Annotated in this window: 15 protein-coding genes, 1 pseudogene and 1 riboswitch; of the genes and pseudogenes, 8 read left to right on the top strand and 8 right to left on the bottom strand. The window is 35.9% G+C overall.

What is annotated here, in order from left to right; all coding sequences use genetic code 11:
* Positions 1-28: 28 nt before the first annotated feature.
* The 4 genes from ACS3UD_RS14010 to ACS3UD_RS13995 are packed head-to-tail and all read right to left on the bottom strand — an operon-like array spanning position 29 to position 3,005.
* Entirely contained in the window at positions 29-1,045 is a 1,017-nt protein-coding gene (locus tag ACS3UD_RS14010; protein WP_440977638.1) for an ArdC-like ssDNA-binding domain-containing protein, read from the bottom strand.
* Between the two features lie 31 nt (positions 1,046-1,076).
* A complete protein-coding gene (locus ACS3UD_RS14005) occupies positions 1,077-1,313 on the bottom strand; it encodes a transposon-transfer assisting family protein (RefSeq protein WP_308139024.1) in 237 nt (78 codons plus the stop codon).
* Complete coding sequence (locus tag ACS3UD_RS14000) at positions 1,310-2,230, bottom strand: ParB/RepB/Spo0J family partition protein (RefSeq protein ID WP_440977637.1); 921 nt, start codon at positions 2,228-2,230, stop codon at positions 1,310-1,312. Before ACS3UD_RS14000 ends, ACS3UD_RS14005 begins: the two co-directional genes overlap by 4 nt.
* Positions 2,223-3,005, bottom strand: a complete 783-nt coding sequence (locus ACS3UD_RS13995) for a ParA family protein (RefSeq protein ID WP_440977636.1) — start codon at positions 3,003-3,005, stop codon at positions 2,223-2,225. Before ACS3UD_RS13995 ends, ACS3UD_RS14000 begins: the two co-directional genes overlap by 8 nt.
* A 102-nt stretch (positions 3,006-3,107) precedes the next feature.
* Here ACS3UD_RS13995 and ACS3UD_RS13990 point away from each other — a divergent pair.
* A pseudogene (locus tag ACS3UD_RS13990) lies at positions 3,108-3,287 on the top strand (manganese catalase family protein); the annotation flags it as partial.
* 294 nt (positions 3,288-3,581) lie between these two features.
* Here ACS3UD_RS13990 and ACS3UD_RS13985 read toward each other — a convergent pair.
* The 4 genes from ACS3UD_RS13985 to ACS3UD_RS13970 form a co-directional block, all read right to left on the bottom strand.
* Positions 3,582-4,103, bottom strand: a complete 522-nt coding sequence (locus tag ACS3UD_RS13985) for an ECF transporter S component (RefSeq protein ID WP_308139028.1) — start codon at positions 4,101-4,103, stop codon at positions 3,582-3,584.
* Between the two features lies 1 nt (position 4,104).
* Complete coding sequence (locus ACS3UD_RS13980) at positions 4,105-4,542, bottom strand: DUF1893 domain-containing protein (protein ID WP_308139029.1); 438 nt, start codon at positions 4,540-4,542, stop codon at positions 4,105-4,107.
* Positions 4,543-4,730: 188 nt separating this feature from the next.
* On the bottom strand, positions 4,731-6,275 hold the full coding sequence (gene asnB, locus ACS3UD_RS13975) for an asparagine synthase B (RefSeq protein WP_308139030.1): 1,545 nt from the start codon (positions 6,273-6,275) through the stop codon (positions 4,731-4,733).
* Positions 6,276-6,522: 247 nt separating this feature from the next.
* Positions 6,523-6,849: a helix-turn-helix domain-containing protein gene (locus tag ACS3UD_RS13970; protein WP_308139031.1), complete on the bottom strand. Its 327-nt coding sequence runs from the start codon at positions 6,847-6,849 to the stop codon at positions 6,523-6,525.
* Between the two features lie 233 nt (positions 6,850-7,082).
* On the opposite strand from ACS3UD_RS13970, the gene ACS3UD_RS13965 reads away from it, so the two are divergent.
* The 7 genes from ACS3UD_RS13965 (at position 7,083) to ribH (ending at position 13,809) form a co-directional block, all read left to right on the top strand.
* A complete protein-coding gene (locus tag ACS3UD_RS13965; protein ID WP_308139032.1) occupies positions 7,083-7,925 on the top strand; it encodes a GGDEF domain-containing protein in 843 nt (280 codons plus the stop codon).
* Positions 7,926-8,222: 297 nt separating this feature from the next.
* Positions 8,223-8,930: a DUF5131 family protein gene (locus ACS3UD_RS13960; protein ID WP_308139033.1), complete on the top strand. Its 708-nt coding sequence runs from the start codon at positions 8,223-8,225 to the stop codon at positions 8,928-8,930.
* Positions 8,931-9,078: 148 nt separating this feature from the next.
* Entirely contained in the window at positions 9,079-10,026 is a 948-nt protein-coding gene (locus ACS3UD_RS13955; protein ID WP_308139034.1) for an alpha/beta hydrolase, read from the top strand.
* A 102-nt stretch (positions 10,027-10,128) separates the two neighbouring features.
* Positions 10,129-10,243, top strand: a riboswitch (FMN riboswitch).
* A gap of 145 nt (positions 10,244-10,388) precedes the next feature.
* The gene (ribD, locus tag ACS3UD_RS13950) at positions 10,389-11,489 is read left to right on the top strand and encodes a bifunctional diaminohydroxyphosphoribosylaminopyrimidine deaminase/5-amino-6-(5-phosphoribosylamino)uracil reductase RibD (protein ID WP_308139035.1); all 1,101 of its coding nucleotides are present in this window, start codon (positions 10,389-10,391) and stop codon (positions 11,487-11,489) included.
* Positions 11,471-12,109: a riboflavin synthase gene (locus ACS3UD_RS13945; RefSeq protein WP_308139036.1), complete on the top strand. Its 639-nt coding sequence runs from the start codon at positions 11,471-11,473 to the stop codon at positions 12,107-12,109. Before ribD ends, ACS3UD_RS13945 begins: the two co-directional genes overlap by 19 nt.
* A gap of 14 nt (positions 12,110-12,123) precedes the next feature.
* Complete coding sequence (locus tag ACS3UD_RS13940) at positions 12,124-13,323, top strand: bifunctional 3,4-dihydroxy-2-butanone-4-phosphate synthase/GTP cyclohydrolase II (protein WP_308139037.1); 1,200 nt, start codon at positions 12,124-12,126, stop codon at positions 13,321-13,323.
* An 18-nt stretch (positions 13,324-13,341) separates the two neighbouring features.
* Positions 13,342-13,809: a 6,7-dimethyl-8-ribityllumazine synthase gene (gene ribH, locus ACS3UD_RS13935; protein WP_308139038.1), complete on the top strand. Its 468-nt coding sequence runs from the start codon at positions 13,342-13,344 to the stop codon at positions 13,807-13,809.
* Positions 13,810-14,057: the final 248 nt, after the last annotated feature.

The raw sequence follows: 14,057 nt of genomic DNA, 5'->3' as shown, positions 1-14,057 counted from the left end.
TATTGATTCTATCTATAAAAATCAGACTTTACCGTTCATTTGTGAGATCTTTTTTTACGACATTTTGAGCACATTTTGGACTAGCATTATGTCTGTAATCATTAATTTGTTTTTTCAAATCATTCAAGGACTTTCCACCCTTTTCTTCTGTTTTATTATCCTTTAACAAGCCTAACTCCCTATACGCATCATCAACCCTATTGATAATAAAATTTGATGTTTTTTGAATAACAGACAGTGATTCCTTCAGCTCCTCAGTTTTTTTATCCCTGCTCCACCCGGCAATGTATCCAAAGCTATATTCGCCTGTTTCTATGCCATAGTGGCTGCATACCACGTAAGCAACACTCTCCGCCTGAACCTCGGCTGCCTTTCTGGAAATTTCATTATTACATTTATTATCCTTGCCATGTAGTAATGAATGAGCAATCTCATGAATAGCAGTCTTAACAACATGCTTTTCATCCATTCCTTCTTTTATAGCTATCAGTTCCTTTTCAAAATTACAATATCCTTTAACATTTCCCTTGATATTTTCGAAAACAATCTTATAATCTGTTGCTTCCTTTAACGATTCCAAAAATTTTTTATAATCTTTTACCTCACCTTTTAATTCTTCTATTAAATTTAACTGAAGCAGCTCGCCTTTGGTCTGAGAAATATCAAATACATATACCGCCCTAAACCTGTTAGCATCAACCGGGATCTTAACTTTTTCCACCTTTCCGGTGTTAGGATCAATTACCGGTTTTTTTGTATCAGGATTTATTTTGTCTTTTTCGATGTATCGATTAAATCCGCAGGGTGCAAGAATGGCAATTCCCTTTTCACCTTTTACAACGTATCGTTTAAGCTTCTTCCAAGTTGTAAACCCGGCAACATATGTTGCTTCAGGATTTTGCATTGAAATCAGCAATGAATTGTTAAAACTGTAATTATGAAAACTTGACATTGTTTTTAAGTATTTTTTATACTTTTCGGAATCAAATACTGATTTAACTCCGTCTTCCAATTGCTCTAATATTTCTTTTACCTTATCATTCATTATAAATACCTCCAAATAAAAAACAGAAGAATTAATCTTCTGCATCTATGCCTAACGTGTAATCTATCTTGTAAAAATCTTCATCTGTCATTTGTCTGAGTTTAAAGACTGTTTCTTTCATCCATTCTTTTATTATTTTTTCATCAGAATATTCAATACTGTTTTCTAATATTTCTATAAGCTCTGTCCTGCTAATATTATTATTAATATTCTTGTGGTTTTTAATTAAAGTCAATTCTTCAACCGTAAAATGTATTTTTGTTTTCATTTTCCCTCCTGCATATTGCTTTCAAGCAAATTCAAAATAATATTAATCATTTCTTTCTCTGTTACACTATCATCAAAAAAATCTTTTACTTTAGATACGGGTATTTCAAGCTTCTTTTTCATTTTTTTCTTTTCAGACAGCACATCAAGAATTGTGTCTAAATTCAAAGTCCCCAAATCTTTTTCCAGTTCCTTCAACCTTTCCGCCTGCTTAAGACTGATTTTAATTCTCTGCTTTTCTAAAAGCGATTCAATCATTTTCTGAGTTTCAGCAGATAAATATGAAATTTCTACAGCCGGTCGGAAGGAGATACTATTATTATCAACCATATTAAGTAATTTATCAGTTAAATAATTAAGCCTAATGTACCTTCTTATCTGAGCAGGTGAAGTATCGTTCTTATCAGCCACTTTATCACGAGATGTTTTTGTATATGTTCCATTGGAACAGATGTCCAGATCCGTTCTTTTTCCCTGCCTTTTTAGTGCATCCATCTGCATTTTATACGCCTTTGCCTTTTCAGAAGGAAGAAAATTATTGCGCTGTCTAAAATTTGATTCTGCAACTATAATTTGTGCCGTATCATCATCTACGTTTTTAATTATTGTAGGAACTGTTTCAAGGCCAATTATTTTAGCTGCATTTACACGGTTATGACCGCTCATAAGCTCAAGTTCTTCCTTATTTTCAACTTCTCTTGCTATTACCGGAGATAAAATACCATACTCTTTAATACTTTCTACCAAATCATCAAGCTGCTTTCCTTCGTACAACTTAAAAGGATGTTTCTTAAAAGGTATCAAAAGATATGTTTTTATCTGCCTGACTCCATCTTCTTCAACAGAATCCGGTTTTCCAATAATATCATTAATTACGCTATAACCCTTCATCTTTGTATTCAGATTAAGCTTACCCATTGTTTATCACTTCCCTCGCCAACTGTTCATACGATTTTGCAGCCTCATTACTTTGGCAATACGTAAAAATGCTTACTCCCTGAGAAGGGGCTTCCGCAACCTTGGTAGAAATATTTATAGGATTTTTAAAAACCTTTATATATTCTCCATATGAATCGTTTATTGTTTCATATACTTCCTTACTTAAATTTGTCCTCCTATCATACATGGTTATTAAGATTCCCTCAATTTTCAATTCAGGATTAATTTGAGCTCTCACTCCACGAATAGTCTCAAGAAGCTGCTCCATTCCCTTCAAAGACAAATACTGTGATTGTACAGGTATAATTACACTGTCTGCCGCCACAAGTGCATTGATTGTCAAACTCCCCAATGACGGAAGGCAGTCAACTATAATATAGTCATAATCTCTTCTAAAATCCCTAAAAATATTCTTTAGAATATTTTCTCTGTTTAAGGTATTCAACATCTTTACTTCTATACTCGACAATCCTATATCAGCCGGCATCAGATTAATCCCTTCAGCACTTAAAATATATTCCGATTTATCAATTATATAATTATAATCATTAATTCTATTTTCAATAATATTAGTTAATGTATTCTCCAGTTCATCAGGATCATACCCCAATGACATAGTTAAGTTAGCTTGTCCGTCCAAGTCTACAAGCAAAACTTTTTTATTAAGCCTTGCAAGGCTTATACCAAGGCTTACAGCTGTAGTTGTTTTTCCTACACCGCCCTTTTGATTTGCTATTGCTATTACTTTACTCATAATTCCTCCTAACAAAATAAAAAACAGTTACAATAGTTGCAACTGTCCACTTTATATAATGTATTTGATTTGTTTTATCTCTTTTTTAAACGTTGTCTTTATGAATGTGCACCAGAACAAAAAGCCCGAGCCACCTATGAAAATCTGATTACTTTAACCGATGACCCTCTTGTAAAAGATACGTTAAGGTGGTTGCGAGAGCGAGAAATAGTACATTTCCAAAGATTCGGCGAAGCCTTGAGACTAGTTGAAGAATATTCCTCAACTAAAAAATATTTTTAATAATTGATAACAATATGTAGCACCTATTCGTTCAAATTAAATAGGTGTTACTTTTTTAATACATGGATAAAGCAGGTAATAATAAATATTACCTGCTTTATTCTAATACCATGTTTGATTAGAGAGAATTATTTATATCTAATTACCAAAATTTTAATAAATAATAGCAACCAGATTCGTTAATTAATATTATAATTAAAATTGACATATGTCAATTTTAATTATACATTATTTATGATATATGTCAACAACTTTTTAAAAATACACAAAAAAATCACCTATATAACATAGGTGTTAGGCACTTGCAGAATTTTTTTTCATATATGTTTTAATCGCATACATAAGCGGCGGCAAGAATATTAGCTGAATCAAAATGCCCGGTAACCCTGTTAATATCGCTCCTTTAACATACATAAACGGATCCATTTTCACTCCAAATAATTGAACCAGAGCAGCAACAGTTAACCCCGCTGCTATCCTTCCTGATATCATCGAAATAACTAACGATGGAATTATCGACAATTTAAACTTTCTTGTAGCCAATGCTGCTGTAAGCCCGTATACACCAAGTTCAACCGCCATTATAACAGCCATAGGAAACATAACGGGCATTCCGGTCAGCAATCCGCTTAAAATGGGTGTTACAATTCCCAAAATTAGAGCAAAATGAGGTGAAAGCAAAAATCCTCCAATCAGTACCGGTATGTGCATCGGCAAAACAATTGGCCCTGTCATTCCAAACATATGAAACATCATTGGAAGTATTACACCGCTCGCAATCAGCAATCCGCTTAAAACTAATTCTTTTGTTTTCATTCTATTTTTCCTCTTTATTTTTGATTTTATCTAAAAAAATTTCAATCTTTTTTAAAAGTTCTATACTATTCTTAGTATCTAATGATAGTGTTTCTATCGGACACATCCCCGTTTTATCTCTGTTTTTAATAAAAGATGTCCTAGTCTCATACTCATATATTATGTTTGTTTCTTTTAAGACTTTGATTGCATTATCAGATATTAATCCTGTCTTTAATTCCTTTACTGCCGCATATTTGCAAATCATCGCTGCAGCCTTTCCTGTAACCCTGTCCGCAACACTTGAACCTTCAAGTTCTAATTTATGCTCCATAACTGCTGTATATAAAGGCTCAATTCCCTTATTACGGCTTGAAAAAACCGTTTTTCCGTTTTTTATAATCACGAGTGTCAAATTGTCCTTTTCCAATAATTCAGATGCTATGGTTATATCTTTCATCAATTACTCCTTCCAAAAACAAAAATCTTTGAAGAACAAGCTGATTTATAATTTGCTCAGCTTAAATGCACCATATTTTTAATTAAGGTTCATACTATGAAGCATAATTTTCAGAACTTAGCATAACATTCATTTAGTATTTTTTCAATATAAAATCATTAATTTTTTCAATTAAAATAATAATATTATTAAGCTACAGACCAACGCCCTACTGTATCAGCTACAGAAGATGACGGATAGAATGTTTTGAAAATTCGATAGAAATACAATTCTTGTTTAGAGCGAATATGAATGTTCTCTTCTTTTAAAATTCTTTCTCTGTCCGTCTTAAGTTCTAAATCAGAAATGCATTGCTCAAATACTATTTCGAGAAAATTCTTTGTTCCGCTTCCCTCAGAAAATTCAGCTTTCTTTCGCCATAAAATCTCCTTCGGAAGGTACTCTGCATTGTCAAAAGAAGTACGCAAAAGCCATTTTTCTATTTTCCCATTCTGAGGGGACTTAATTTCTGTTGGCAAATTGAATACATAGTTTATAAGTTCTTCGTCTAAAAACGGAACACGTCCTTCAAGGGATTGAGCCATGCTCATACGGTCCATCCGTTGCAGGTTAATATTGTGAAGCGAATCAAGTACTCTCGCTAGCTCATATTTTAATGTCTGTTCATCCGGCATATTTTCCATATACGCGTAACCAGCGAAAAGCTCATCTGCACCTTCTCCCGAAAGTATAACCTTCACATGTTCGGCTGCAAGCATGGACACAAAATAACTTGGTATGGCACTTCTGACAAGCGAAGGTTCAAAAGATTCTAAATGGTAAATAACCTTAGGAATAGCCTCCAAAACATCTTGCTCTGAATAAATGTACTCGTAGTGGTCTGTTCCGATGTAATCCGCAACACTTCTTGCCGCAACCAGATCTGCACTTCCCTTAAGGCCTATACAAAATGACTTCATAGGCTTACTTCCTTGATTATATTTACTAGCAATTGCAGCAATAAGGCTGCTGTCCAATCCACCACTCAACAGGACTCCAAGAGGAACATCCGCCATTAAACGCTTTTTTACCGCATTTTCAAGCAGTAAACAAATATTTTGTTGAATCTTTTCCCGTGATTCCTGCCCGTAAGAAGACTTGCGGCTGATAATGTCATGAACAGTTCGATAAGGAACAAAACCTTCTGCAATCGTAAAATAATGTCCTGCAGGAAATTCCTTAACTTCATCCACCATCTGATATAGACATTTCAACTCTGAAGCAAAATAAAATTTCCCCTTTTTTTGACCATAATACAAGGGTTTTATTCCCAATGGATCTCTCGCAGCAAAAATGTCAGACTTCGAGCTACGGCAGTCGGAAATAATAAATGCAAACATCCCTTCTATATAGCCTAAACATGCTTTTCCGTATTCTTCATACAAATGTAAAACAACTTCACTGTCCGAGTTACAAGAAAACTGATGCATTTGCAAATGCTTTCTTTTTAAATGCTCATAATTATAAATCTCACCATTACAGACAATCCATGAAGTTCTGTCTTCATTGGAAATTGGCTGAATTCCATTATCAGGTCCGATAATAGAAAGACGATTATGTCCTAATAAGCAATTCGGTGTATCTTTTATAGAGCTTTCGTCCGGTCCCCTGTAATTCATTATATCCATTATATTTTCAAAGCAATTTTTGTCTGCGTCTGTATAATTTCCAGCTATTCCTGCAATACCACACATATAATTAACCTCCATTTTTTGTAAATTCATAAAGTACAGTATACTTGAACACAAAAACTGATGCAAGGAGCATATACTGCACTTAGTTATGTTTAGTATGAATTTACATTACTAATAAGCTCACAAAACAAATAGATACAAAAATCCTCTAGGAAACTTCTCATTCTTCTCATAAGCTTTAATATCCCTTCAAAACTAAGTTTAATAAAATCAAAAAAAATCCTCAGACAATATTTTGCTAAGGATTTTATTTATTAATAGCCAATATAAACGTTTTAATTAAGTCTTCTACATATGGAAGATATTTAGGGTTAAGATTAGCCAACATTTTATCTATTGAAGATAAATCATTTTCGCATTCTCTTCCCAGTACAATGTAATCTGCTGACGTACTTAAAGCGCTACAAATTTTGTACAGCGTAACGGAGGACATACCTCTTCGTCCAAGTTCTATTTGAGCAAGAAACTGAGGAGAAACCTCTATGCACTCTGCAAGCTTTTCACGGCTTAGTTTTTGTTCTTCTCTTTTTAGGCGAATTCGATGCCCTATTTGAGCATCCAAACATTTTTTCATATGCACACCTCACAGCATTATTTTATATGAAGCTATTAGTTTATAAAATAATCTTATAGACATTGATTTTTCTAAGCTAATAGCTTATAATTATATTGATAGTATATACTCTTGTATATATAATATTCTTAACATAAATTCATATTATGCTATCGGAAAGATTCACCTAATAATAATAGCCTTTAAATGGTGAAACTATTAGCTTAAAAACAGCAAATCAAAAAGGAGAAGTTATGGCAAACCTTATAGAAAATTTAAACGACTATGATCTTATGAAAAAAGCATTTAATCACTTCCGTTTAATAGATTTTCAACATAAAAAAATTGTTTCTGAACATTCAACAAATTCCCATGACCTTGATTTCTCTGAAATTGATTACAGCGATTTTATAGATACGTATAAAAAATGCATTGAATTAGATTGTACATCCTATAAAATAAAACAACTCAGCAATTGTTTATGCCTATTTGTGCTTTTACCCGTTAAAATTAAAGAGTGTAAATATATTTTGGAATGCTCTGCAAACATTAAAGAAGCAGAATCACATGGTTTCTGCAACACACTCGAAAATACATATAAACTTTCTATTACCGACGAGTTAACAGGAGTTTATAACAGAAGATATATAAATCTTACACTACCAGATAACATCAACGGCTGCGCAAGAAACGAACTCCCATTATCAGTAATATTTACAGATTTAGACTTTTTTAAAAATGTTAATGATTCGTATGGTCATTCCGCCGGCGACTATCTCCTGTCACAGTTTGCAATCGAACTAAAACAAAGTATAAGGCAAAGCACTGATTGGGTTGCCAGGTACGGCGGAGATGAATTTTTAATCTGCTTAGTCGGTGCAGATAATAAAAAAGCTGAAAAAATCGCCGAAAGAATACGAGAATCCATTGAGAAAAAGAGTTTGATATATCGCGGAAAAACATTAAAAACCACATGCAGTTTCGGAATTTATACTGTTGATAATTTTGATATTCTGCCAACTTACGAATCAATTCTTAATGAAGTAGACAAGCAACTATATAAGGCAAAAAACTGCGGCAGAAATCAAATTAAATAATAATTAGGTATATACAAAATCAGGTATTACCAATGTAGATTACCGCCATTATAAAAACCTCCACCGATCTACTTAAAGTCTTTTCTTAATTATGATAAACCATAATTAATATTATTAAACTAATCTTCTTATTTTTGTGCAAAAAAAGAGAGGATTATAATTGCTTTTTATTGTAATATATAAGTATAGGAGTTGATGAAATGAAATATAAAATTGAAAAAAGAGAAGTCTTTAATGTTATAGGAATAAGTAAACCTATGCACCGCAAAATTAAAAAACAGGATTTTTGGTGCTGATATGGCAATATGGAATCCGTGGCGAGGCTGTCACAAATATAGTGAAGGCTGCAAATTTTGTTATATTCATAAAGGCGACTTCAAACGAAATGTCGATACTAATGAAATTGTAAAAACCAATAATTTTTATGCCCCCATAGAGAAAAACAAAAAAGAAGAATATAAAATTAAATCTGGACAAACAGTATATCTGTGCTTTTCTTCTGATTTTTTAATTGAAGAAGCAGACGATTGGAGAAAAGAATGTTTTCAAATGATGAAGGAACGATCAGACGTACATTTTATCTTTTTAACCAAGCGTATAGAGCGATTTATGGACCACATTCCTAATGACTGGGATAATGGTTATGACAATGTTACTGTAGGTTGCACCATTGAAAATCAAGCTATGGCAGATTATAGACTGTCTATTTTTAGCAAGCTGCCTATTAAGCATAAAAACATTATCTGCCAGCCGCTACTAGAAGAAGTTCATATTGAAAAATTTCTTGATGATATAGAGTTGGTTGTTGTTGGCGGTGAGTCCGATTATAACGCAAGGCCATTAAATTATAATTGGGTATTATCTGTACGAGAGCAATGCAAAATTAAGAGTACACATTTTGAATTTCGACAATGTGGAACATATTTTATAAAAGATGGAAAGAATTATACTTTGAATGTTCGTCAACTTTGCAGTCAAGCCAGAAAAGCAAATATAGACTTTTAATTTTAACCGCTTGTTATAGTGGTTAACATGCTTATAAGCCAATTTTATACTGGGCAACATTCGCATAAAACTGATACGCGCAAAACATTAGTTATTGAAATATAACTTATAAAGTAATTTATGTACTATACATGGAGGATAAGTGCAGTTGAAAAAGAATAAAACTACAAAAGCTGTTTTTTTCATCCTTGCAGCTATGTTTTTAATTGTGTTTTTAATTGAATTTTTGCTTGCATACATCCCGGCTCAAATGTCGGAAAAGCATACTAACGAAATTGTTAATCTTTATTTTCAAGATACCAAATATACTATTGAAGCATTTAATGAATCATGGCAGACCAGTACATACACCTACGAGATAATATCTGAGGCAGGGCATACAATACCTGTTTACTATATTTGCCAAGACGAAGAATACGAAAATAAGACAATAATCTTGGTTCATTGGCATGAAAGCAATCATATGGCAATGTACCCTTTGGCAGAGGTATTCTTAGAAAATGGTTGGAATGTAGTTTTATATGACCAGCGTGCTCATGGCAAAAATACCGCTGCAACTGTGACCTTTGGATATTTGGAAAGTCTTGATCTAGAGCAGGTTGTTAGCTTTGTGAAAGAAAAATCCAACAATAATACTGTCGGAACTTTAGGCCAGTCTATGGGTGCTTCTACAATAGCATATTACTCTGGAACCGAACATGCAAATAAACATTTGGACTTTGCTATTATAGATTGTCCTTTCAGCAGCATGTATGATGAAATCTATTGGGAAATCTCTCAAGCAAAAATTCTTCTTCCTGCGAAAGCGTTGACATCATTTGGAAGCGTCTTTTGTAATTTAATTTATGGATATTCGTTTTCGGATGTGGATATGGTAGAACAAATTAAAAATAACAATATACCCACACTCATAATGCATAGTAAAATCGACAGAAAATGTCCGTACTATATGTCGGAAAATCTTTTCAATGAAATACCTCACAGCAAAAAAAAACTTATAACATACAAGGGTTCAGAACACCTTTTCTCGTTTTGGGATGAACAGGACCGATATAACACCGAAATATTTTCATTCATTGAAGAATATATTAACTGAAAATAAATCATTGTATTTTTATGGAAATTTTGTAAATTTAAACAAAAACGATTTCTTTAGTTTACAAAGTACAAAGCAGATGCTATAATATTAACAATTGAATAACATCTTCAGGGCAGGGTTAGATTCCCTACCGGTGGTAAAGCCCACGAGCCGCAAGGCATGATTCGGTGAAATTCCGAAGCCGACAGTACAGTCTGGATAAAAGAAGATACAATTGCAGTTTTCTTGTAAACGCAATTTCTGCTCTGGAATACCTTTATTCCAGAGTTTTTTATTTGCAAAATATAGCATAATATACTGCGGTTTATGAATACCCTGAACGATTTTGTTCAGGGTATTTATATTTCTGGAGGCATTGTATGAAAGACATAGAATATATGCGGCTTGCAATTCAACTCGCAGGGCGGGGCTGTGGATGGGTAAACCCCAATCCCATGGTAGGCGCTGTGATTGTGAAAGACAACAAAATAATTGGGCAGGGTTATCACCAAAAATACGGAACGCTGCATGCTGAACGAAATGCCCTTGCGAACTGCGAATCTTCACCAGCAGGCGCAGTGCTTTATGTTACCCTTGAACCGTGCTGCCATTATGGCAAGACACCTCCCTGTACTGAAGCAATTATTGAAAGCGGCATTCGCCGCGTGGTAATCGGTTCTTCCGACCCTAATCCATTAGTCGCAGGAAAAGGTGTTGAAATTCTTCGATCCCATGGAATTGAAGTAACAGAAAACATATTAAAAGACAAATGCGATGAACTCAACAAAAGTTTTTTTCATTACATTCAAAACAGAACCCCTTATGTAGTTATGAAGTACGCCATGACTTTTGATGGAAAAATTGCTACCTCCACCGGCAAATCCAAGTGGATTACCGGGGAATCGGCGCGACGGCATGTCCATGAACACAGACACCGCTACTCTGCCATTATGGTTGGCGTCGGCACCATCCTTGCCGATGATCCTCTGTTGACCTGTCGGATAGAAAATGGCAGAAACCCTCTGCGCATCATTTGTGATACCCACTTGCGAACACCTCTGCAAGCAAGGGTTGTCACATCGACAGACAATGCTGGAACTCTCCTTGCCACATCGGTGACAGACCCTGAAAAGCATAGACCTTATTTGGAAGCAGGCTGTGATATCGAGGTGCTTCCTGAAAAAGACGGCCACATTAATTTAAACTGCCTGATGAGGGCTCTTGGTGAGAGAAATATTGATAGTGTTTTGTTGGAGGGCGGTGGAACTTTGAACTGGTCTGCCTTGCAAAGCGGAATTGTGAATAAGGTTCAGACATATATTGCTCCCAAAATATTTGGTGGTAACGGAAAAACGCCAGTAGATGGTCTTGGTGTCCGCTCTCCTGAAAATGCCTTTCTGCTGAGCCAACCAACATTTACGATGATAGGTGAAGATATTTTATTGGAAAGTGAGGTTATCAGATGTTCACAGGAATCATAGAGGAAATTGGAAATATACAAGGTATCCGCAAAGGAAAGGATTCCGCTAAAGTTACTGTTAAAGCCTTTAGCGTTTTGGAAGACGCTAACCTTGGGGACAGCATATCTGTCAACGGCGTATGCCTTACCATTACTTCTTTTTCTCAAAACAGCTTTATTGCTGATGTAATGCATGAAACCCTGAACCGCTCTTCTCTTGGAACACTGCGTGCAGGAAGTCCAGTTAATCTGGAACGGGCGATGCCTGCAAACGGCAGGTTCGGCGGTCATATTGTTTCTGGGCATATCGACGGAATTGGTACAATTTCATCCATTACCAAAGATGATAATGCTACTTGGTACACCATAAAAACAAGCCCCAATATTTTAAGATATATTATAGAAAAAGGATCAATTGCAATAGACGGCATCAGTCTGACAGTAGCTAAAGTCCATAAAGAGAGTTTTAGCGTGTCCGTCATACCCCATACCGCAACACAGACTATTCTATCGGAAAAACGCACTGGCGATATTGTCAATCTGGAGAATGACTGTATCGGAAAGTATGTAGAGCGGCTAATGAACGCACCGCAGTCAACCAGTAATATTACGGCCGGATTTCTTGCGAAACATGGTTTTTAAAAAGGAGGAAGAAAATGTTTGAATTTAACACCATTGAAGAAGCTCTGGAAGATCTTCGACAGGGCAGAATTATTTTAGTAACAGATGATGAAGATCGAGAAAATGAAGGCGATTTTATATGCGCAGCACAGTTTGCCACTACTGAAAATGTAAACTTTATGGCAGTGCATGGCAAAGGTCTTATTTGTATGCCCATGAGCACAGCACTTTGTGAAAAGCTGCGATTCCCACAGATGGTCAGCGACAATAAAGATAACCATGAAACTGCATTTACGGTTTCTGTTGATCATGTATCAACTACCACCGGCATCTCCGCAGCAGAGCGAAGTATCACTGCTATGAAATGCGTGGATAACAATGCAAAGCCAGAAGACTTCCGCCGTCCGGGTCATATGTTTCCGCTTCTTGCTAAGAAAAACGGTGTTCTGGAGCGGAACGGTCATACAGAAGCTACTGTTGATTTGATGCGGCTTGCCGGATTAAAGGAATGTGGCTTATGCTGCGAAATCATGCGCGAAGATGGGACTATGATGCGTACACCGGAACTGATGAATCTAGCACAAAAATGGGGATTAAAAATGATTACCATCAAGGCCTTGCAGGAGTACCGAAAACAGCATGACAAGCTGGTTGAGCAGGTGACCTGTGCATCTCTGCCCACACAGTACGGCGATTTCAAAATTTATGGTTACATCAACAAACTTAACGGCGAACACCATGTGGCCCTAGTCAAAGGAAATATTGGAAACGGAGAAAATCTTTTGTGTCGTGTCCATTCCGAGTGCCTGACGGGTGATGCGTTTGGATCTCAGCGCTGCGACTGCGGTCAGCAGTTTGAAGCAGCCATGAGGCAAATTGAAAAAGAAGGCCGCGGGATTCTGCTCTATATGCGCCAAGAAGGACGTGGCATTGGTCTGATTAATAAACTGCGTGCTTATGAGCTTCAAGATCAGGGCATGGATACATTGGAAGCTAATCTAGCCCTTGGGTTTCCTGGAGATTTGCGTGAGTACTTCATCGGGGCACAAATTCTGCGAGATCTTGGTGCTAAAACACTGCGCCTGCTCACAAACAATCCCGATAAAGTCTACCAGCTTTCTGATTTTGGAATAGAAATCAAAGAACGTGTTCCAATACAAATGGATGCTACCGAACATGATCTGTTCTATCTTAAAACTAAGCAGCAAAAAATGGGTCATATTTTTAACTACTAAAAAGCAAAGGAGATTTACATGAAAATATTTGAAGGAAAATTCGTATCAAAGGACATTAAAATTGGCATTGTTGCCGCACGCTTTAATGAATTTATCACAAGTAAACTGCTGAGCGGCGCTTTGGATGGACTGAAACGACATGATGTAAGCGAGAATGATATTGACATTGCATGGGTTCCCGGAGCCTTTGAAATTCCGCTGATTGCCTCAAAAATGGCGAAAAGCGGCAAATATGATGCTGTCATCTGCCTCGGTGCTGTTATCCGCGGCAGCACCACCCATTACGACTATGTGTGCAGTGAAGTTTCCAAGGGCATTGCCCACATATCCTTGAACAGTGATATTCCTGTCATGTTCGGTGTGCTTACCACTGAAAATATCGAACAGGCAATTGAGCGTGCAGGTACTAAGGCGGGAAACAAAGGCTTTGACTGTGCTGTCAGCGCCATTGAAATGGTCAACTTGATTCGCAAAATTGAAGCGTAGAATGAAAATATAATCCGCCCGTTGGATGGATAGTAGGAAACGCATAAGGCAGAAAAACAACGGAACGCCTTGCAGCGTATGGATTACGAGCCCAAAGCAAATATTTTCAAACAACAGGGCTAGAAATAGAGTTAGAGCAGAAAACCCACCGTCCATTAAAGGCGGTGGGTTTTTAATAAAACTACCTGTTCATCAATCCACTTGTAAACATTACTAATTTCCCCTAAATAATCGGCATCAACGTCTTT

The sequence above is a fragment of the Sedimentibacter sp. LTW-03 genome (assembly GCF_052059825.1).
Lineage (GTDB): Bacteria > Bacillota > Clostridia > Tissierellales > Sedimentibacteraceae > Sedimentibacter.
Note: the sequence above shows the minus strand (reverse complement) of the source record. Positions and strands in the feature narration are given on the sequence as shown.